Annotated in this window: 19 protein-coding genes; 9 read left to right on the top strand and 10 right to left on the bottom strand. The window is 75.7% G+C overall.

Going from position 1 to position 19,035, the window contains the following annotated elements; translation table 11 throughout:
* The first annotated feature begins 181 nt into the window (after nt 1-181).
* Entirely contained in the window at nt 182-1,330 is a 1,149-nt protein-coding gene (locus F8274_RS21425; RefSeq protein ID WP_151464160.1) for a helix-turn-helix domain-containing protein, read from the top strand.
* Nucleotides 1,331-1,343: 13 nt separating this feature from the next.
* On the opposite strand, the gene F8274_RS21420 is transcribed toward F8274_RS21425, so the two are convergent.
* Nucleotides 1,344-1,835: a potassium channel family protein gene (locus F8274_RS21420; RefSeq protein WP_151464159.1), complete on the bottom strand. Its 492-nt coding sequence runs from the start codon at nt 1,833-1,835 to the stop codon at nt 1,344-1,346.
* A gap of 73 nt (nt 1,836-1,908) precedes the next feature.
* Here F8274_RS21420 and F8274_RS21415 point away from each other — a divergent pair, with 73 nt between their 5' ends.
* The 3 genes from F8274_RS21415 (at nt 1,909) to F8274_RS21405 (ending at nt 3,437) form a co-directional block, all read left to right on the top strand.
* Nucleotides 1,909-2,361: a GNAT family N-acetyltransferase gene (locus F8274_RS21415; protein ID WP_151464158.1), complete on the top strand. Its 453-nt coding sequence runs from the start codon at nt 1,909-1,911 to the stop codon at nt 2,359-2,361.
* An 18-nt stretch (nt 2,362-2,379) separates the two neighbouring features.
* Nucleotides 2,380-2,838: a hypothetical protein gene (locus F8274_RS21410; protein WP_151464157.1), complete on the top strand. Its 459-nt coding sequence runs from the start codon at nt 2,380-2,382 to the stop codon at nt 2,836-2,838.
* Between the two features lie 77 nt (nt 2,839-2,915).
* Entirely contained in the window at nt 2,916-3,437 is a 522-nt protein-coding gene (locus F8274_RS21405; protein ID WP_151464156.1) for a hypothetical protein, read from the top strand.
* A 79-nt stretch (nt 3,438-3,516) separates the two neighbouring features.
* On the opposite strand, the gene F8274_RS21400 is transcribed toward F8274_RS21405, so the two are convergent.
* The 5 genes from F8274_RS21400 to ligD all read right to left on the bottom strand — a co-directional run bounded on the left by F8274_RS21400 (nt 3,517) and on the right by ligD (nt 12,306).
* Nucleotides 3,517-4,233: an ABC transporter ATP-binding protein gene (locus F8274_RS21400; RefSeq protein ID WP_151464155.1), complete on the bottom strand. Its 717-nt coding sequence runs from the start codon at nt 4,231-4,233 to the stop codon at nt 3,517-3,519.
* Nucleotides 4,233-5,222: an ABC transporter ATP-binding protein gene (locus F8274_RS21395; protein WP_151464154.1), complete on the bottom strand. Its 990-nt coding sequence runs from the start codon at nt 5,220-5,222 to the stop codon at nt 4,233-4,235. Before F8274_RS21395 ends, F8274_RS21400 begins: the two co-directional genes overlap by 1 nt.
* Before the next feature lies 1 nt (nt 5,223).
* Nucleotides 5,224-7,953: an FtsX-like permease family protein gene (locus F8274_RS31315; protein WP_192579917.1), complete on the bottom strand. Its 2,730-nt coding sequence runs from the start codon at nt 7,951-7,953 to the stop codon at nt 5,224-5,226.
* Nucleotides 7,950-11,135 (bottom strand): FtsX-like permease family protein, encoded by a 3,186-nt coding sequence (locus F8274_RS21385; protein ID WP_151464153.1) that lies wholly within the window; start codon nt 11,133-11,135, stop codon nt 7,950-7,952. The genes F8274_RS31315 and F8274_RS21385 overlap by 4 nt, the downstream gene beginning before the upstream one ends.
* 142 nt (nt 11,136-11,277) lie before the next feature.
* On the bottom strand, nt 11,278-12,306 hold the full coding sequence (ligD, locus tag F8274_RS21380) for a non-homologous end-joining DNA ligase (RefSeq protein WP_151464152.1): 1,029 nt from the start codon (nt 12,304-12,306) through the stop codon (nt 11,278-11,280).
* A gap of 47 nt (nt 12,307-12,353) precedes the next feature.
* Here ligD and msrB point away from each other — a divergent pair, with 47 nt between their 5' ends.
* A complete protein-coding gene (msrB, locus tag F8274_RS21375) occupies nt 12,354-12,761 on the top strand; it encodes a peptide-methionine (R)-S-oxide reductase MsrB (protein ID WP_151464151.1) in 408 nt (135 codons plus the stop codon).
* A 21-nt stretch (nt 12,762-12,782) separates the two neighbouring features.
* On the opposite strand, the gene F8274_RS21370 is transcribed toward msrB, so the two are convergent.
* Complete coding sequence (locus F8274_RS21370) at nt 12,783-13,058, bottom strand: isoamylase early set domain-containing protein (RefSeq protein ID WP_091311703.1); 276 nt, start codon at nt 13,056-13,058, stop codon at nt 12,783-12,785.
* A gap of 155 nt (nt 13,059-13,213) precedes the next feature.
* Here F8274_RS21370 and F8274_RS21365 point away from each other — a divergent pair, with 155 nt between their 5' ends.
* The 3 genes from F8274_RS21365 to F8274_RS21355 all read left to right on the top strand — a co-directional run bounded on the left by F8274_RS21365 (nt 13,214) and on the right by F8274_RS21355 (nt 15,038).
* Nucleotides 13,214-13,474, top strand: coding sequence for a Prokaryotic metallothionein (locus F8274_RS21365; RefSeq protein WP_091269340.1), 261 nt, complete (start codon nt 13,214-13,216; stop codon nt 13,472-13,474).
* 31 nt (nt 13,475-13,505) lie between these two features.
* The gene (locus tag F8274_RS21360; RefSeq protein ID WP_151464150.1) at nt 13,506-13,955 is read left to right on the top strand and encodes a GNAT family N-acetyltransferase; all 450 of its coding nucleotides are present in this window, start codon (nt 13,506-13,508) and stop codon (nt 13,953-13,955) included.
* A 129-nt stretch (nt 13,956-14,084) separates the two neighbouring features.
* Nucleotides 14,085-15,038: a lytic polysaccharide monooxygenase gene (locus tag F8274_RS21355; protein WP_151464149.1), complete on the top strand. Its 954-nt coding sequence runs from the start codon at nt 14,085-14,087 to the stop codon at nt 15,036-15,038.
* A gap of 46 nt (nt 15,039-15,084) precedes the next feature.
* On the opposite strand, the gene hemQ is transcribed toward F8274_RS21355, so the two are convergent.
* From hemQ to hemE, 3 genes are read right to left on the bottom strand one after another with little or no spacing between them, the layout of a single operon-like run.
* On the bottom strand, nt 15,085-15,786 hold the full coding sequence (gene hemQ, locus F8274_RS21350; protein ID WP_151464148.1) for a hydrogen peroxide-dependent heme synthase: 702 nt from the start codon (nt 15,784-15,786) through the stop codon (nt 15,085-15,087).
* Nucleotides 15,783-17,192 carry a protoporphyrinogen oxidase gene (gene hemG / locus F8274_RS21345; protein WP_151464147.1) on the bottom strand — a complete coding sequence of 470 codons (1,410 nt, stop codon included), beginning with the start codon at nt 17,190-17,192 and terminating at the stop codon, nt 15,783-15,785. Before hemG ends, hemQ begins: the two co-directional genes overlap by 4 nt.
* A gap of 13 nt (nt 17,193-17,205) precedes the next feature.
* Nucleotides 17,206-18,297: a uroporphyrinogen decarboxylase gene (hemE, locus tag F8274_RS21340; protein WP_151464146.1), complete on the bottom strand. Its 1,092-nt coding sequence runs from the start codon at nt 18,295-18,297 to the stop codon at nt 17,206-17,208.
* A 191-nt stretch (nt 18,298-18,488) separates the two neighbouring features.
* Between hemE and F8274_RS21335 the strand changes: the two genes are divergently transcribed.
* The coding region (locus F8274_RS21335) for a DUF3000 domain-containing protein (RefSeq protein ID WP_151464145.1) at nt 18,489-19,035 on the top strand (547 nt) is incomplete at its 3' end.

The raw sequence follows: 19,035 nt of genomic DNA, 5'->3' as shown, positions 1-19,035 counted from the left end.
GGGGGTCATGGACGCCTCCTGGTGGCCGGTTGCGGCATCGACATTCCTCTGTGCGCCGGGCGGTGTTACCTTGCGGTAACAATCAGGAGAGCAACCCGCCGGCCGCACCCGATAGGTTCCGGACGCCAACACCCGGCCGGCCCGGTTGTGCCGCGACGACAACGGGAGGCGGCGGACGCCGATGACCCGGACCGGAAGCGCACCCTCCTTCGGGGCGCTGCTGCGCGACCTGGCCGCCGACCCGGTCGCCGTCGAGGAGGTGGTCCGGGCCGCCCGCGCGCACTCGCCCGAGGTGGCCCGGCTCCCCACGGCGGAGGTCCACCGCCAGGTCGTCCTCCTGCTCACCAGCGGGCTCGGCGCGCTGGAGCGGCGGGAGGACCCGGGTGAGCGCGACTTCACCGAGGCGCGCCGGCTGGGCGCCGACCGGGCGGCGCAGGGCGTCTCCGTGGCCGGGCTGCTGTGCGGCGTGCAGGCCGGCCGGGACCGGGCGGTGGAGCTGGTGGTCCGGCACGGGCGGGCGGCGGGGATCCCCGACGAGGTGCTGCTGGAGGGGCTGCTCACCATCGGCCGGTACGCGGCGGCCGTGGAACGCGCGGTGGTCGACGGTCACCGGGCGGCCGAGCGGGAGCTGGCCTCCACGGGCGCGCCGGCCCGCGCCCGGCTGCTGCGCCGGCTGCTGCTCGGCGGGCCGGCGGGCGTGCCGCCGGCGGAGCTGGCCCGGTTCGGGCTACGCGCCGACGGGCGTTACCACTGCCTCGTCGCCGAGCAGCCCGACCCGGTCCGGGCACACGCGCTGCACCGCCACTTCTCCGGGTGCGGCGGCGTGCTGGGCACGGTCGAGGACCGGCTGGCCGGTCTCACCCCCCGGCTGCCGGCCGCCGGCCCGGTCGACCTGCTGGTGGTGGTCGCCCCGGTCCGGCCGCTGGACCGGACCCCGGCCATGTACGCGCTCTGCCTGGCCGCCCTGCACACGGCGGCGCACCGGCGGCTGCACGGCCTGCACCTGGTGACGGACCTCGCCGTCCCGACCGCGCTGGCCGCCCAGCCGGCCCTCGCCGAGCTGCTCCGGGGCGCGCTGCTCGGCGGCCTCGACCCGGCCGACGAGTTCCACCGGGAGCTGGCCACGACCGCGCTGGCCTGGCTGGACCACGGCCAGCGGCTGGACCAGACCGGCGCTGCGCTGCACGTCCACCCGAACACCGTGCGCTACCGGCTGCGCCGGCTGCGGGAGCTCACCGGCGGGCCGCCGGTCGAGGAGGGCGCGCGGTGCCCGGTGCCGGACACCGTCCGCTGGTGGTGGGCGCTGCGTACCTGGCTCGACCGGCCCTGACCGCCGGCCGTGGTCACCGGGTCCGGCGGCGCCGGCGCCGCCGTTCCCAGGGCGGGGCCGGGTTGACCGGCTCGGGTCGCTCCAGCTCGGGCACCTCGATGCCCTGCCGGGCGGCCATCTCCTCCACGAGGGCCCGCAGCCGCCGCACGTCGGCCTTCAGCTCCTCCTGCTCGGCGTGCTCGAAGGCGTCGTCGTCCACGATCAGCCGGCTGGCGAAGTGTGCGGTGATCAGCGGGATGACCAGCAGCACCATGGTGGAGATGAGCAGCGCGGCGAGGAAGCGCCCGGCGAACGAGGTCGGGGAGATGTCGCCGTAGCCGACCGTGGAGGCGGTCACCACGGCCCACCAGATCGAGTCGGCCGCGTTCTTGTGCTCGGCCTGGCTGTAGAGCACGCCGGCCACCATGATCATGAGCAGGTACGAGGTGATCAGCGTGCGCGGCGAGTTGGCGAACCAGACCAGACCCCGGTAGATCCACCGGAACGGCAACAGCAGGGCGTCCATGGCGCACATGCTGCCCGGTGCCGGCAACCGAGGCGACCGCATCGTCGGGCGTGACTGTGCGAGGCTGCCCGGCATGACCGACGTGATCTTCCGGGAGGCCGTCCGGGCCGATCTGCCCGCCGTCATCGCCCTGCTCGCCGACGACGTGCTGGGCAAGGCCCGCGACTTCACCGAGGTGGACGAGGCGTACGAGCGGGCGTTCGCCGCCATCGACGCCGACCCGCGCAACCACCTGGTCGTCGCGGAGACCGGCGGCGAACTGGTCGGCTGCATGCAGATCACCTACATCCCGGGGCTGGGCCGGCACGGCGCCGAGCGGTCCCTCATCGAGTCGGTCCGGGTCCGCTCCGACCTGCGCGGCCGGGGGCTGGGCCGGGACATGATGGTGTGGGCGATCGACCGGGCCCGGGAGCGGGGCTGCGCGCTGGTGCAGCTCACCACCGACAAGAGCCGCGCCGACGCCCACCGCTTCTACCGTCACCTCGGCTTCGTGGCCAGCCACGAGGGCATGAAGCTGGCCCTCTGACGGGGTAGCTTGGCGGCGATGGCCGCATCCGGTGCTCCCCGGTCCCGCCGACGGCGGGTCGGCGCCGCCCTGCTCGGCGCCGGCCTCCTCGCGGTCCTCACCGCGGGGGCGCTGCCGGCCTGGCGCACCGTCTACCCGGACCGGGTCGCGCTGGACCCCGGCTCGCAGATGCTGTGGCTCGCGCTGCCGTGGGCGCTGGTGTGCGGGCTGGTCGCCGTGGTGGCACTGGTCCGGATCGGCCCGTCCCGCTCGCTGTGGCGCGATGTCAGTCGCGGGCTGCTGATCTCGACCGTGCTCGTCGGCGGCGCCCTCACCGCGGTGTGGTGGTACCTCTCCGCCACCGACCCGTACCGGCTCGAGGACGACATGGTGTCGACCCGCCCCGCCGCCGGAACGCTGCTGGTCCTGCTCGGCTGCCTGCTCATCCCGCTGGCGGGAGCGCTGCCGGACGATCCCTCCCCCGGCCGGGGGAGCTGACTCCCCGGTCGCGGGGAGTTCCGTCGCCGGACCGGCCGGCAGGCTGGAGGGGCAGTTTCCACCACCGGGGAGGCCCCATGACCAGCGACACCGCGTCCCGTACCGCCCACCTCCGCGACGCCCGTCGCGCGCCGGGCTGGGCGGTCCGCGCCGCCCACCTGATCCCGCTGCTCGTCCTGCCCTCCGGGCTGTGGCGGATCGCCCTGGTCGCCGGCCTGCCGATCGGCAGCCCGGTCGACCCGGGCCCCGGCGAGAGCGTCTACATCGTCTCGCTGAGCCTGGTCTCCGAGGGGCTGGCCTTGCTGTCGCTCGGCCTGGTCCGCCCGTGGGGCGAGGTGTTCCCGGGGTGGCTGCCGCTGGTCGGCGGCCGGCGGGTGCCGCCGCCGTTCGCGGTCACCGTCGCCACCACCGGCGCCGTCGCACTTACCCTCATCTGGGCGTACGCCGCCTGGGGCCTCCCCGCCAACGGCAACGACCTCAACTTCACCCCGGCCGGCTTCGCCCTCCTGCTGGCCTGCTACGCCCCCCTCCTCCTGTGGGGCCCCCTCCTCCTGGCGCTGGCCTGGTCCTACCACCGCCGCCACTCCCCCACGCGGTGATCATGAAGTTGTCGCCAGCCGGCGCGGCGTGTCGCGACAACAACTTCATGATCACCGGAGCGGGGGCGGGCCTGGCGGGTCAGTCCGGGAGGAGGCGGCCGTCGCGGAGGGTCAGGGTGCGGTCGGCCATGTCGATCAGGGCCGGGTCGTGGGTGGCGACCAGGGCGGTCATGCCGCGAGCGTGCACCACGGCGCGAAGCAGGTCCATGATGGACCGGCCGGTCTCCGAGTCGAGCTGGCCGGTCGGCTCGTCCGCGATGAGCAGGTCCGGCTCGTTGGCCAGCGCCCGGGCCACCGCCACCCGCTGCTGCTGGCCACCCGACAGCTCGTACGGGCGCTGCGCGGCGTGCCCGCCCAGACCGACCAGCTCCAGCAGCACGGCCACCCGCTGCTCCCGCTCGGCGGCCGGCACCTTCGCCAGCCGCAGCGGCACCCCGACGTTCTCCGCCGCCGACAGGATCGGCACCAGGCCGAAGGTCTGGAAGATGAACCCGACGGTGCCCCGGCGCAGCTCCAGCAGCTCCCGCTCGCTCGCGGTCGTGACCTCGTGCCCGGCCACCCGCACCCGCCCGCTGTCCGGGCGGTCCAGCCCGCCGACCAGGTTCAGCAGGGTGGTCTTGCCGGCACCCGAGCGGCCCCGGACCGCGACGAGCTCACCCCGGCCGGCCACGAAGGAGACGTCCCGCACGGCGTGGACCGCGTGCTCGCCCCGCCCGAAGGTGCGGCTCACCCCCTCGACCCGGACCACCTCGTCGACGGCGACGCGGGCCGGCGCCACGGTCAGCTGCTCGGTCATCACTCACTCTCCTCGGCGTGCGCCCGGTCGCCCGGCCGCACCTCCACGTGGTCGGGTTCCAGGTTGAGCCGGACCCGGTCGCGCAGGGACAGGCTGTCCACGAAGGACGCCGGCAGCTGCATGCGGCCGGTCCGGTCGAGCACCGCGTACTCCTCGCTGACCAGTTCGGTGCTGCCGTCGGCGGCGACGCGGGCGGTGCGGCGTACCTCGGAGGAGGTCCGCCCGTCGCGGATGGCGACCGTGCGGCGGACCTGGCCGGCCACGGCCTGGTCGTGGGTGACCACCACGATGGTGACGCCCAGCTCCGCGTTGATGGTGCGCAGCGCGGCGAAGACCTCGGCGCCCGTGGCCTCGTCCAGCTCGCCGGTCGGCTCGTCGGCGAAGAGCACCTCCGGGTCGTTGGCCACCGCCACGGCCACCGCGCAGCGCTGCTGCTCGCCGCCGCTGAGCTGACCCGGCCGGCGGTCCGCGCAGTAGCCGACCCCGACCATGTCGAGCAACTCGCGGGCCCGTTCCCGCCGCGCCCGCCGGGAGCGGCCACCGGCCAGCTTCATCGGCAGCTCGACGTTCTCCAACGCGGTCAGGTACGGCAGCAGGTTCCGGCCGGTCTGCTGCCAGACGAAGCCGACCATCTGGCGGCGGTAGGCGAGCCGGCGCCGGTTCGACAGGGCGAGCAGGTCGTACTCGGCGACCCGGGCGATGCCGGCGGTCGGGGTGTCCAGCCCGGAGAGGATGTTCAGCAGGGTGGACTTGCCGGACCCGGAGGCGCCGACGATCGCCACCAGCTCACCCCGGTCGATGACCAGGTCGAGGCCCTGGAGGGCGACGACCTCCACCCCTTCGGTCTTGAAGATGCGGACCAGCCCGTCGCAGACGATGTGCCCGCGCAGCCGGTCCCGGCCGCCGGCCCGTTCGGCGGCACGCTCCGCGGCACGCTGCTGAAGGGCAGCCAGGTCCGGTACTGCTGAAGCCTCGGCGATCGCGGTCAACTCAGCTCTCCTCTCCGAGCCGGAGCACCTCGCCGAGGCGCATCCGACGGTTGTTCAGGGTTTCGACGGCGACGGCGAAGCCGAGGGCCAGCACGGCGAGGCCCAGCACCCCGGCCACCAGGCCGGGTTCGAAACGTGCCCGCACGGCCACCCCGCCGGTGAAGGCGGGCAGGCCGAGCACGGGGGTGAGCAGCACCGGCAGCAGCGCGCCGACCACCGCGCCGGTGAGCACGGAGACCAGCACGAGCGGGGTCAGCTCCACCAGCAGCAACCCGCGCCACTGCCGGCGGGACAGGCCCATGGTGCGCAGCCGGGACAGCACCTGCCCGCGGCCGCGCGCCCCGGCCAGCACGGCGAAGGCCAGCGCGAGCAGGCCCAGCACGGCGCCGCCGGCCGCGCCGATGGTGAAGCCGAAGACCAGCAGCCCGTTCACGCCGCTGCCGCCCAGTTCGGCGCGGACCGCCGACCGGGTGGTGACGGTCGGCTGGGTGGGCCGCTCCCCGCCGACCACCACGCCGCTGCGCTGGTACCGCTCCTGGCCCTCGGTGGCCGCCCGGGCCACCGCGGCCGGGTCGACCCGGTCACCGGCCAGCAGGAAGCCGGTGGGCGCGAGGGGGTGCAGGGCGTCCGCCGGCAGCGCCGGCCAGGGCAACACCACGAACCGGGTCACGCCCCGGTCGACCAGCGGGAACTCGTCGACGGTCGCGGCGGTGCGCACGGGAAACCGGTTGCCCTGCACGTCCAGCCAGGCGGGGCGCTTGCCGGCCGGGTCGGCCAGCCCGGCGTCGGTGAACTCGTCGGCGAGCGCCCGGGAGACGAGCGCCGGCAGCGGGGCGGTGCCGTCGCCGGTGGCGCGCAGCGGGTCGGGGACGGTCACCGGGACGCCCGTGCGGCGGGCCACCTCGGCGAACCGGGCCCCGTCGACCAGCAGCACCCGGGTGTCCCCGACCCCGCCGAACCGGCCGGCCCGGTCGGCGTACGGGCGCTGGCCGGCCTCCACCAGCAGCGGGGTGACGGCGCGGACGCCGGGCAGCGCGGCGAGCGCGTCGGTGGTGTCCGGGGCGAACCGGTCGCCGTCGACCCGGACGTCCCCGGGCACGGCGGCCGCGGCGGCCCGGTCCCGGCCGTTCTCGATGCCGGTGGCGACCACCCCGCAGAACGCGGCGGTCGCCACGGACAGCACCACCACGACCAGCGGGCCGGTGGTGGCGGCCCGGCCGGCGCGGGCCGTGCCGAGGAACGCGACGCTCCCCCGCGCCCGGGCGGCGAACCGGCTGAGCAGCCGCAACGGCCACGGGTAGGCGCGCAGCGCGACCAGCGCCGCGGCGACGGCCAGCAGCACCGGCACCGAGACGAGCAGCGGGTCCACCGTCCCGTCGAGGGTGAGGCCCCGCCGGCGCACCAGGAACGCGCCGAGCGCGGCGACCGCCAGCACGGTCACCTCGACGGTGAGCCGCACGGCCGGGGACCGGGCGCCGACCAGGTCGGTCCGGCCGTCACCGCCGCGGCCGGCGGCGAGCGCGGCGAGCGGCGGGACCAGGGTGGCCAGCAGCGTGGCGAGCAGCACCCAGCGCAGCTCGGCACCCCCACCGGGGACCAGCCCGCCGAGCAGCCAGCCCACGCCGGCGGCGAGGGGCAGCACCAGCAGCGACTCGGCGAGGCCGCGACCCAGCACCGCGGTCGTCGCCCCGCCCCGGGCACGCAGCAGCGCGTACTCGTTCTGGCGGCGGCGCGCGGCGAGGCGGGCGGCCAGCAGGATCAGGCCGGCCAGGGTGGCGAGCAGCCCGGCCGCGATGACGGCGAGCAGCGTACGGGCGGCGGCGAGCGACTCGGCGAAGCGGCGCAGGGGGATGTCGACGCCCTGGGTCAGGGTGAGCCCGGCGGGCCGGGTCCGCTCCATCGCGGCGAGCCCGTCGACCGCGGCGGACAGCTGTCCCGGGCTGAACCGGTCGGGGGCCACCCGGTAGCGCCAGCTGAAGCTGACCGGCCAGCCGGAGGTCGCGGCCGCGTCGAAGCCGGCGTCGGAGGTGTACGCGACGGACAGGAACGGCTTCCCGTCGCCCGTGGGCGCGGCGAGCCGCAGCATCGACGGCAGCGCGTCCCAGGTCCCCCCGTGCGGGTCCGTGGGCCGGAACACGCCGACCAGGGCCACCCTGATGCTGCGTACCGGCTTGCCGCGTTCGTCGAGGATGGACAGGGCGAAGGTGCTGCCGGCGCGGATCCCGAGCGGGCCGGCCACGGCGTCGGCGAAGGCCATCTCGATCGCGCCGCCGGCACCGGTGCCGGCGGCCGGCCAGCGCCCGTCGACCAGGGTGGCCGCCTTGGGCAGGCCGGTCATGGTGCGCAGGCTGACGTCGATCAGGCCCTTGTCGGCGGTGAGCGTCGGCCCGGTCAACCGCGTGAACCCGGTCTCCGCGGCGTACCACCGCTCGCCGATGACCTGCCGCACGGCCGGGGGCATCCGCGCCTCGACGGTGGCCAGCTCGGCGGCGCGGGTGGCGGCGACCCGGGAGGCGGTCCGGGGCACGATCATCTGCTCGGTGCTGTACGTCAGGTCGCGCCGGGCCACCGGCTGGCCGGCCACGTGTTCGCGCAGCCCCTGCCCGGTGAGCCGGTCGACGACCCGGGGCAACGCGGTGATCAGCAGCGCGGTGACCAGGGTCAGGACGGCGAGCAGCAGGAAGTGCCCCCCGTACGCCCGGACCCGCCGCGGCGCACCTGACGGACTCATCGTTCTCCCCCGATCCGGAGCTGTGCGGCGGCCACCCGACGGCGGATGCCGGTGGTGATGAGGGCGGCGAAGGCCAGCGCGGCCAGCAGCAGCCCGACGGCGGTCAGCCCGACGGGCGACCACGGCACCGTGAACACCGCCTCGGGCACCGGCCGGCCGGCGGCCGGGGTGAGGATCACCAACGGCACCATGGTGGCCGCGACGCCAGCCCCGACCAGCAGCCCGACGCCGACACCGATGCCGGCCAGGAACGCCTGCTCGGCGAGGAGCGCGCGGGCCAGGAGCCGGGCGTTCGCGCCGAGCGTGTGCAGCACGGCGAACTCGGCGAGCCGGTGCCGGGTGGTGGCCCAGACGTCCACGGCCAGGCCCACCAGGGCGAGCAGCACGGAGCCGAGCGCGGCGGCGAGCAGGCCGGTGCGGGCGCCCCGCCAGTACGGGTCGTGGGCCGCCTCGGCGGCGACCTGCCGCCGGTCGAGCAGTGTGGTGCCGGGGAACCCGGCCAGCTGCTCCGCCGCAGCAGCGTGCCCGCCGGCGTCGGTGCGCAGCCACCACTCGGCCACCGGCCGGATGGTGCCCTGCTGGCGGAGCAGCAGGTTGGTGGCGGCGGGCAGGTCGAGCAGCACGCCGTCGCCGGCGGTGCCGGGCAGGGCGGTCACCTGGCCGACCACCTTCACCGGCAGCGACACCCCGGACAGCTGCAGGGGCACGGTGTCGCCGGTGCGGATGTTCAGCGCCGCCGCGGCGCCGGGGGTGACCAGGGCGGGCACCGGCGGATCGTCGACGGCGGGCACCACGGCGAACCGGGAGGAGGGCTGGCGGGCGAACTCCAGGGCCCCGTCCGGCAGGTCGATCTTGTGGGTGGCGTCCACGGCCGTCGGGGCGACCCGGGCCGGGTCGTGCGGGCCCTGCGCGGTGTCGGTGACCCGCCAGTTCCCGTCGAGCGGCAGCGGCAGGGCCGTCCCGGCGGCGTCGGTGAGCCGCAACCCGTCGATCTTCAGCCGGTAGGTGAAGCCGACCGCGGCACCGCCGTCGGCCTCGAACCCGCCCAGCCGCAGCGGGGCGCCGCCGGTCTCCGGCAGCGGCACCGCGAAGCGCACCGGGCGACCGTCGCCGCCGGCGCTGCCCAGCGGCACCCGCCAGGCGGCGCCGGCGTCGGTGGTGAGCAACGCGGACACGGTCAGTTGCGGGTTCGCGAACGGGGTGTCGACGGGGGCGCGGACGGTGCCGGCGAGGGTGTGCGCGCCGGCCGGCAGGACCGCCCCGGCGGGCGCGGCCCGCCCCTTGACCAGCCGGTCCAGCAGAGCCGCGGTGGACGCGCCGCCGGCCGCGTCGTCGAGGGTGAGCACCCCGGTCGCGGCGGCCGCGTCGAGACTCACCACGCTGGCCGACCGGTCGTCGCGGCCGAGGCGGACCTCGTCCCGCCAGGCCGGCAGCACCCGGTCCAGCCCGGCCGTGGCGGCCAACCGGCCGGCCCGGTCGGTGGGCGCGGCGCCGTTCCGCTCGACCAGCCGCAGGTCCGCGCCGACGGTGTGCCGGGCCTGGTCGGTCTGCGACCGTTCCCAGGACGCGACCAGCGACCAGGCCAGGGTGCTGCCGCCGACGGCGAGGGCGAGCAGCAGCACCGGACCGGCGTGCGGGCGGCGGCCGGCCTGCCACATGCCGAACATGGTGGCCGTCCACGGCCGCCGGTCGACGAAGCGTTCCGCCACCCGGGTGGCCGGGGGCAGCAGCCGCAGCGCGATCACCGCGCCGGCCAGCACGCCGATGATGGGCGCGGCGGCGAGCAGCGGGTCGATGCCGAGCCGCCCGCCGGCCCCGGCCAGCGGCGAGGAGTACTGCCGCAACTGGGTCCAGGCGAGCACGGCCAACGCGACCAGGGCCACGTCGACGCTGGCCCGCTGCACGGCCGCGCCCCGGTTGGGACGGGAGCGGGCGGCCATGTCCGCGACGTAGGTGCCGGCCCGGCGCAGCGCCGGCAGCACCATGGCGAGCAGGCAGCCGACCGCGGCGGCGACGGCGACCAGCCAGATCCGGGCCACCCCTCCGTCGGCCAGCCGCAGGTCCCCGCCGAGGCGGTGCACGGCCTGACCGGTCAGCGCGGGAGCGAGCAGCACGGCCGGGGCCACCACCAGGGCCGCCTCGCGTACGGCGAGGCCGGCGAGCTGGCCGCGGGCGGCGCCACGGGCGCGCAGCAGCGCGGTCTGCCCGCGACGGTCCTCGTTCAGCAGCGCGGCGACCAGCACCAGCGCGTACCCGCCGAGCACCACGATCAGCAGCAGCGGGGTGAGCAGGGCGGACCGGCCCACCAGGTCCGCCCGGCCGAGCCGGTCGACCAGCCGGTCCAGGTGGCTCACGGTCTGCGTGGAGGAGCCGAGGCCGGTCGCGTCCGGGATCTCCTCGACGACGGTGGCGAGGGCCGCCGTGACCCCGGTCAGCCGGCTCGGCTCGACGACGGCGAGGTCGGGGGCGACCAGCCAGGAGCCCGAGGTCGAACCCGGAAAGGTGCGCGCGAAGTCGGCCGGGTCCAGCGCGAACGGCCCGTACGAGTCGCTCGTCGCGTCGCCCTGGCTGTCACCCACGCCCGGGGCGAGACGCCAGTACGCGTCGGCCGGATCGCGGGGCCGCCAGGTGCCGGCCAGCACCACGGCCCCCGCCCGCTCGGCGCTGCGGTCGTAGAGCGGCACCCGCTCACCGACCCGCAGGCCGAGCTGGCCGGCGATCTTCTCCGGGAGGGTGACCTGCAACGGCGACGCGCCGGGCGCCGGCCACGACCCGCCGGTCAGCTCGGCGTGCGCCGGCAGGTCGGCCAGCGTGGCGAGGCTGGCGAACATCGGGTCGTCGTCGGTGCGGGCCGGCCCGAGATCCCCGGTCAGCTCCCGCCCGGTGCCGTAGCGGGCCGCGGCGACGGAGACCGGGACGCCGCCGAGCCCGTCGGCGAACTGGGCGCGGACCGCCCGGTCCCGGTCGGCGTAGGCGGCGGCGTCCTGCCCGCCGGAGCCGCTGACCAGCAGGCTGCGCTCCTCGGCCGGGGCGGCGTCCAGCACCGCCCGGGCGCCGGCGTCGACCGCCCGGCGGTTGTAGTCGGAGAGCCCGGTGACCAACGCCACCGCGACAAGGGCCGCGACAGCGGCGGCGAGCAGCAGTCCACGAGCCTCGACTGCCCGCCTCCACACCAGCTTCATCCGACGTCCTCCCCTGGCCCCGGCGGGCCGCGCCCAGGTAGACCCGTCGGGGGGCCGGAAAGGTTCGCGCGCGTTACGTGATCGTTATCCGCCGGCGCCGGACCGGCGCACGGCCAGGCCGAGGCGGAGGCTGGCCGACGGGTCAGGCGCGCGGCCGGTCGCGGTCCTTGGAGGGCTGCACCCGCTTCGGCTCGCCGGGCATCTTCGGGTATTCCGGCGGGTAGGGCATGTCGCCCTGACCGGCGGCGGCGTCCCGCTCGGCCCACTCCAGCAGCGGGGTGATGTCCCACGGGGCGTCGTCGATGCCGGCGTGCGGGTCGCCCCGCTCGGCGAACCGGGCGGGCACGGTGCCCAGGTGGAAGTCGTCCGGGTCGACGTCGGGCAGCTCGGCCCAGTCGACCGGGGTGGAGACGGTGGCGCGCCCGTTGGCCCGCAGCGAGTACGCGCAGGCGATGGTGCGGTCGCGGGCCATCTGGTTGAAGTCCACGAAGACCCGGCTGCCGCGCTCCTCCTTCCACCAGGCGGTGGTGACCAGCTCGGGGCGGCGCCGTTCCAGCTCGCGGGCCAGCGCGATGGTGGCCCGGCGCACCTCGACGAACGTCCAGCGCGGCTCGATGCGCAGGTAGACGTGCACGCCCCGGCCGCCGGAGGTCTTCGGCCAGCCGGTCACGCCCAGCTCGTCGAGCAGCCCGCGCAGCTCACCGGCGGCGGTGACGGCGTGGGTGAAGTCGGTGCCGGGCTGCGGGTCCAGGTCGATGCGCAGCTCGTCGGGGCGGTCGACGTCGGCGGCACGGACCGGCCACGGGTGGAACACCACGGTGCCCATCTGCGCGGCCCAGGCCACGTGCGCCAGGTCGGCCGGGCACAGCTCGGCGGCCTTCCGGCCGCTGGGGAAGCTGATCTCCGCGGTCGCCACCCACGGGGGTACGCCCCGGGCCGGCACCCGCTTCTGGAAGAACGCCTCCCCCTCGATGCCCTCCGGGAAGCGCTGCAGGGTGGTGGGCCGGTCGCGCAGGGCCCGCATGATCCCCTCGCCGACCGACAGGTAGTAGTGGAAGACGTCCGCCTTGGTGAAACCGCGCTGCGGGAAGATCACCCGGTCGGGGCTGCTCAGCCGTACGGTGTGCCCGGCGACCTCGATCTCCTCGACTGCGGCCTTGCTGCCAGCCATTGGGCGACCCTATGCGATGCCACCGACGGCCGACGTACCGTTGAGCGGTGAGTCTTTCCGACAATGAACTGCCCCGCACCGAGGACGAGTGGCGGGTCCGGCTGAGCCCGGAGGAGTTCCGGGTGCTCCGCGAGGCCGGGACCGAACGGCCGTGGACCGGCGAGTACGTCGACACCAAGACCCCCGGCGTCTACCACTGCCGGGCCTGCGGGCTGGAGCTGTTCCGCAGCGACGACAAGTTCGACTCGCACTGCGGCTGGCCGAGCTTCGACGACGCCATCCCCGGTGCGGTCAAGGAGATCCCCGACAACACCCTCGGCATGCGGCGGGTCGAGATCCGCTGCGCCCGTTGCGACAGTCACCTGGGGCACGTCTTCGAGGGTGAGGGCTTCACCCCGAAGGACACCCGGCACTGCGTGAACTCGATCTCGGTCCGGCTGGAGCCGACGGGCTGACGGCGCGCGGCCGCCGGCCGGTCAGAGCAGCAGGCGGCTGCCCTGCTCGTCGACCGCGTCGGCGGCCTCGTCGTCCAGCCACACGCCGCCGGTGGCCAGGTAGCGGAACCGGTGCTCGCCCGGGCCGAGCCGCACTGTCACGGTGCGGGTGCCGTCGCGGCGGGCGACCAGCTCGTGCCGGCCGGGCTGCCAGTCGTTGAAGCAGCCGACGACGCTGACCGTGCCGGGCGGGGTGTCCCGGGGCAGGCAGAAGGTGACCCGGGTCTGGTTGCCGAAGAGTTTGTTGCGCTTGATCACGGATCCTCCGGGGTTCGAGGGCGGTCACCAGGCCTAACGCGCGACACGCCGGGGGCGACTCGCCGTCGAGCCGGATCAGGTTCGCCCGTTTCGGTTGCCGGGACGTGTCCGCTCGCCGACCCTGGGATGACGGGTCCGTTTTCGGGGGGTTTCGTATGGCTACCTGTGAGGTCTGCGGCAACGACTACTGGATGGCGTTCGAGGTGCGCACGGTCAACGGGGCCACGCACACCTTCGACTCCTTCGAGTGCGCCATCCAGAAGATGGCGCCCATCTGCGAGCACTGCCAGACGAAGATCGTCGGCCACGGGGTCGAGGTCTCCGGCCGTTTCTTCTGCTGCGCGCACTGCGCCCGCGCGGTCGAGGGCTCGCAGGGCGCCGAGGTGCGCGACGCGGTCGGCGCCCGCCCCGCCTGAGCACTCCCGGGGGCGGGCCTACCATCGCGGGATGCCTACCGAGTCCCACCTGGCCGGCTTCGCCGAGCTGGACGCGCGCACCTTCCACGACCTGCTGCGGCTGCGCATCGACGTGTTCGTGGTGGAGCAGTCCTGCCCGTACCCGGAGCTGGACGGCCGGGACGTCGAACCCGGCACCCGGCACCTCTGGCTGACCCGGGACGGCGACGTGGTGGCGTACCTGCGGATCCTGGCCGACCCGGGCGGGGTGGCGCGGATCGGGCGGGTGGTGGTGGCGCCGGCGGCCCGCGGCGCGGGCCTGGCCGGCGCGCTCATGACCGAGGCCCTGGCGGCGGTGGGCGACGGCCCGTGCGTGCTGGACGCGCAGACCCACCTGGTCGGCTTCTACGCCGGCCACGGCTTCGCGGTCAGCGGCCCCGGCTACGTCGAGGACGGCATCCCGCACACCCCGATGCGGCGGGAGGGCCGCGCCGCCGCGTGAGCAGACATTGACCGATACCGCTTTCCTGTGGCAGCCTGCCAGGCGGAGCCGCCACACGAGCCGCGGGAGGGGGCAACTCCCGCACCGTCCGGGCGTCGTGCACCGACACCCCCACCCCGGAGGCTCACCATGTCCACTCCGCACCGCCGCCGCGTCCCGATCGTGGCGGCGATCCTGAGCGTCTGCGCGGTCGTCGCGGCGCTGCTCACCACCACCCTGTCCGGCCCGGCCTCGGCGCACGGGTCGGTGGTCGACCCGGCGTCCCGCAACTACGGCTGCTGGCAGCGCTGGGGCAGCGACTTCCAGAACCCCGCCATGGCCACCCAGGACCCGATGTGCTGGCAGGCCTGGCAGGCCGACCCGAACGCCATGTGGAACTGGAACGGCCTGTTCCGGGAGGGCGTCGCCGGCAACCACCAGGCGGCCATCCCGGACGGCCAGCTCTGCAGCGGCGGGCGCACCTCCAGCGGGCGCTACAACGCCCTCGACACGGTCGGCGCCTGGACGACCTCGCCGGTGACCACCAACTTCCGGATCAAGCTGTACGACCAGGCCAGCCACGGCGCCGACTACATCCGGGTGTACGTGACGAAGCAGGGCTACAACGCGCTGACCACGCCGCTGCGCTGGAGCGACCTGGAACTGGTCGGCCAGGTCGGCAACACCCCGGCCAGCCAGTGGACGCCGGAGAGCCAGGGCGTGTCGATCCAGGTCCCGGCGAACGCGCCGGGCCGATCCGGCCGGCACGTGGTCTACACCATCTGGCAGGCCAGCCACCTGGACCAGTCCTACTACCTGTGCAGTGACGTGGACTTCGGCGGCGGCTTCCAGGCCGAGGTGCAGGTGACCAACGGCGGGTCGCCGATCCGGGGCTGGTCGGTGAGCTGGAACTACGCCAACGGCCAGCAGGTCAGCTCGGCGTGGAATGCCACGGTCAGCACCAACGGGACGCTGGTCACGGCGCGCAACGTCGCCTACAACGGCACCCTCGCCGCGGGGGCGAGCACCTCGTTCGGCTTCGTCGGCTCGTCGAGCGGAAGCAACCCGGTGCCCGGGATCCTCTCCTGCACGACGGTCGCCTGACCGCCGCCGGCCGGGGTCGCGCCGGCGGCCCCGGCCTCGGCGCCGGTCAGACCAGGCAGGTCACGAAGTCGGCGATCGAGCGGCGGCGGCCCGTGTAGAAGGGGACCTCCTCGCGCACGTGCCGGCGGGCGCCGGAGGCCCGCAGGTCGCGCATCAGGTCGACGATCCGGTGCAGCTCGTCGGCCTCGAAGGCGAGCATCCACTCGTAGTCGCCGAGGGCGAACGAGGCGACCGTGTTGGCCCGCACGTCCGGGTAGCCCCGGGCCATCTTGCCGTGCTCGGCGAGCATCTCGCGCCGCTCGGCGTCGGGCAGCAGGTACCACTCGTACGACCGGACGAACGGGTAGACGCACAGGTAGGCGCGCGGCTCCTCGTTGGCCAGGAACGCCGGGATGTGGCTCTTGTTGAACTCGGCCGGCCGGTGCAGCGCCATCTGCGACCAGACGGGGGTCAGCGCACGGCCCAGCGTGGTGCGCCGGAACCGCAGGTAGGCGTCCTGGAGCGCGTCGCTGGACGACGAGTGCCACCAGATCATCAGATCCGCGTCGGCGCGCAGGCCCGCCACGTCGTACGTGCCGCGGACGGTGACGTCCTTGCCGGCCAGCTCCTCGAAGAGCGACTCGACCTCGGCGACGACGTTCTCGCGCAGTGACGGGAGGGGGCTGGTGGCCCGGTAGACCGACCACATGGTGTAGCGGATGGTGTCGTTGAGCTCCCGCAGCCGGGCCGCGTTGGTCTGCTCCGTCATGCTGCCGATCCTCCCAGTGCAGTGATGATCTCTTCGGCCGCCGTCTCGCCGGAGCGGACGCAGACCGGGATGCCGACGCCGTCGTAGCCGGCACCGGCCAGGGCCAGCGTCGGGTGGGCGGCCCGCAGGGCCGCCCGGGCCGCCGCGACCCGGCCGAGGTGGCCGGGGGTGTACTGCGGCAGGGCCCCGCCCCACCGCTGCACGTGCTGGGCCACCGGGGCCGGCAGCGGCGTGCCGAGCACCTTCGACAGCTCCCGGTGCACGGTGGCGACCAGGTCGTCGTCGGTGAGCTGGAGCGAGGCCTCCTCGCCGTACCGGCCCACCGAGGCGCGCACCAGGGCGAGCCCGTCGGGCCGCCGCAGGTGCCCCCACTTCGTGGTGAAGAAGGTGGACGCCTTGACGAGCAGCCCCTCGGTGGCCGGCACCAGGAAGCCGGACAGCTCCGGCAGCTCCGGCTCGGGCAGGGCCATGGTGACCAGTGCGACGCTGGCGTAGTCCAGCCCGCCGACGGTCGCCGCCACCTCGGCGGCCGGGCCGGCGAGCAGCCGGGCGGCCGGGCGGGCCGGCACGGCGAGCAGCACGGCGTCGGCCTCCACGAACTCCGGATCGCGGGTGGGGCCGACGGTGAGGCGCCAGCCGGTCGGGGTGCGGTGCAGCTCGCGGACCGCGGCGTCCCGGCGGACGGTCGCGCCGCTCTCCCGCGCCGCCGCGTCGACCAGCGTGCTCAGCCCGCCGGCCAGGGTGCCGAAGACCGGGGCGCCGGGGGCGCGGGGCGCGGCGGCCTGCGCGGCGCGGACCGCCCCGACCAGGGTGTGCTCGACCCGGGCCGCCCGGGCCAGCGCCGGCATGGTGGTGACCAGCGAGAGGTCGTCGGCCCGGCCGGCGTAGACGCCGCCGAGCATCGGGTCGACCAGCCGGTCCACCACCTCGTCGCCCAGCCGGTCGCGGACCAGCGCGCCGACCGACACGTCGGCGTCCGGCGGGAGCAGCGGCGCGCCGCCGTCCCGGTCGGCCGCCGCGGCCGGCTGCGCCACGGCCGCCACCCGGTCCAGATCCCCGGGTACGCCCACCAGGGTGCCGCCCGGGACGGGGCGCAGCCCGCCGTCGACCAGCAGGGCCGCCTGCCCGACGCTCGGGTGCACGATCGCGTCGGCCAGGCCCAGCCGGCGGACCAGGGTCACCACGGCCGACTCCCCGCCGGCCGGGTCGCGCATCAGGAACGACTCGGCGCCGAACTCGACCGGCCCGCCGGCCAGCTCACCGGTGCGCAGCTTGCCGCCGAGGCGGCCGGACTGCTCGTACACGGTGATCTCGGTGCCGGCGGGGGCGCGGTCGCGCAAGCGGACGGCGGCGGCCAGCCCGGTGATCCCGCCACCGACGATCGCCACCCGCCACGGTCGCGCCATGGTCGTCCCTCCCTTACGCGGCCGGCCGCGCGGACAGCTCGTGCACCAGCGCCACCACCCGGGTCAGCACCTCGGGGTCGGTCTCCGGCAGCACGCCGTGCCCCAGGTTGAACACGTGACCGGGGGCGGCCCGCCCCTCGTCGAGGATGCGGCGCACCGCGGCCTCCACCACCGGCCAGGGGGCGAGCAGCACGGCCGGATCGAGGTTGCCCTGCACCGCCCGGTCCGGGCCGATGCGGCGGGTCGCGACGTCCAGCGGCGTGCGCCAGTCCACGCCGACCACGTCGGCGCCGGCCTCGCCCATCGCGGCGAGCAGCTCCGCGGTGCCCACCCCGAAGTGGATGCGGGGCACGCCCGCGTCCGCCAGCCCGGCGAGCACGTACGCCGAGTGCGGCAGCACGTAGCGGCGGTAGTCCGCCTCGGAGAGCGCCCCGGCCCAGGAGTCGAAGAGCTGCACCGCGGAGACCCCGGCGTCGACCTGCACCCGCAGGAACGCCAACGTCACCTCGGCGAGCCGGGTGCACAGCGCGTGCCACAGGTCCGGGTCGCCGTACATGAGCGCCTTGGTCTTGGCGTGGGTCCGCGACGGCCCGCCCTCGACCAGGTAGCTGGCCAGGGTGAACGGCGCGCCCGCGAAGCCGATCAGCGGGGTGTCGCCCAGATCGGCGACGAGCAGGCGCACGGCCTCGTCCACGTAGGACACCTCGTCGCGGCCGATCGGGTTGATCCGCTCGACGTCGGCGGCCGTGCGGACCGGTTCGGCCACCACCGGGCCGGTGCCGGGCACGATGTCCAGGTCGACCCCGGCGGCGGCCACCGGCACCACGATGTCGCTGAACAGGATGGCCGCGTCGACGCCGTGCCGGCGGACCGGCTGGAGGGTGATCTCCCGGACCAACTCGGGGCGGCGGCACGAGTCCAGCATCGGCACGTTGGCCCGGATGTCGCGGTACTCCGGCAGCGACCGGCCGGCCTGGCGCATGAACCAGACCGGGGTGTGCGGGCCCGGCTCGCGCCGGCAGGCGCGTACGAAGGGCGAGTCGGCCGGCCCGCCGCGGCGGGGTTCTCCGTCTCGGGCGGCAGTGCCCGTGGTGTCGGTGGTCATCGCGGCAATCGTGCCACGCGCCCGGACGCCCCCCGCCGCCACCGCCACCTTTTGTGACGTGAAAGGAAGGGCCCCTTGTTAACGCCTGCGGTAGAGAAGGGTCCCCTTCTCACGCGATCCGGCCACATGATCGGGATGATCGCCCGGCGTGCCGTCACACCGGGCGGAGCGGGGCGGCATAGGCTGCCGTCATGGCCCCCCCGATCGCGCTCCCGGAAACCTTCGCCCGCGCGGTCGCGGGGCTGCGATCGGTGACCTGCCGCCCCGAGATCGTGCTGGAGGAGGTCGGCGCACCGCAGCGCCTGGCCCCCTACGCGTTCGCGCTCTCCGCCGGCGTGCTCCGCGAGGACGACGAGGTGGCCACCGGGCGGCTCATCCTCCTGCACGATCCGGCCGGGCACGAGGCGTGGCAGGGCACCCTGCGGCTGGTCACCTACGTGACCGCCGAGCTGGAGGTCGACCTGGCCAGCGACCCGCTGCTGCCCGGGGTGGGCTGGACCTGGCTGACCGACGCCCTCGACGCGCAGGAGGCCCGTTACCGGGCCATCGGCGGCACGGTCACCCAGACGCTCTCCACCCGCTTCGGCGAGCTGGCCGGGCCGCCCGCCGCGGGCGACATCGAGATCCGCGCCTCCTGGACGCCGCTCAGCACCGACCTGGCCCCGCACCTGCTCGGCTGGTGCACCCTGCTGGCCTCGACGGCCGGCCTCCCCCCACCCGGCGTCACCACGGGCCGCT

Source organism: Micromonospora sp. AMSO31t (assembly GCF_008868175.1).
Taxonomy (GTDB): Bacteria; Actinomycetota; Actinomycetes; order Mycobacteriales; family Micromonosporaceae; genus Micromonospora.
Note: the sequence above shows the minus strand (reverse complement) of the source record. Positions and strands in the feature narration are given on the sequence as shown.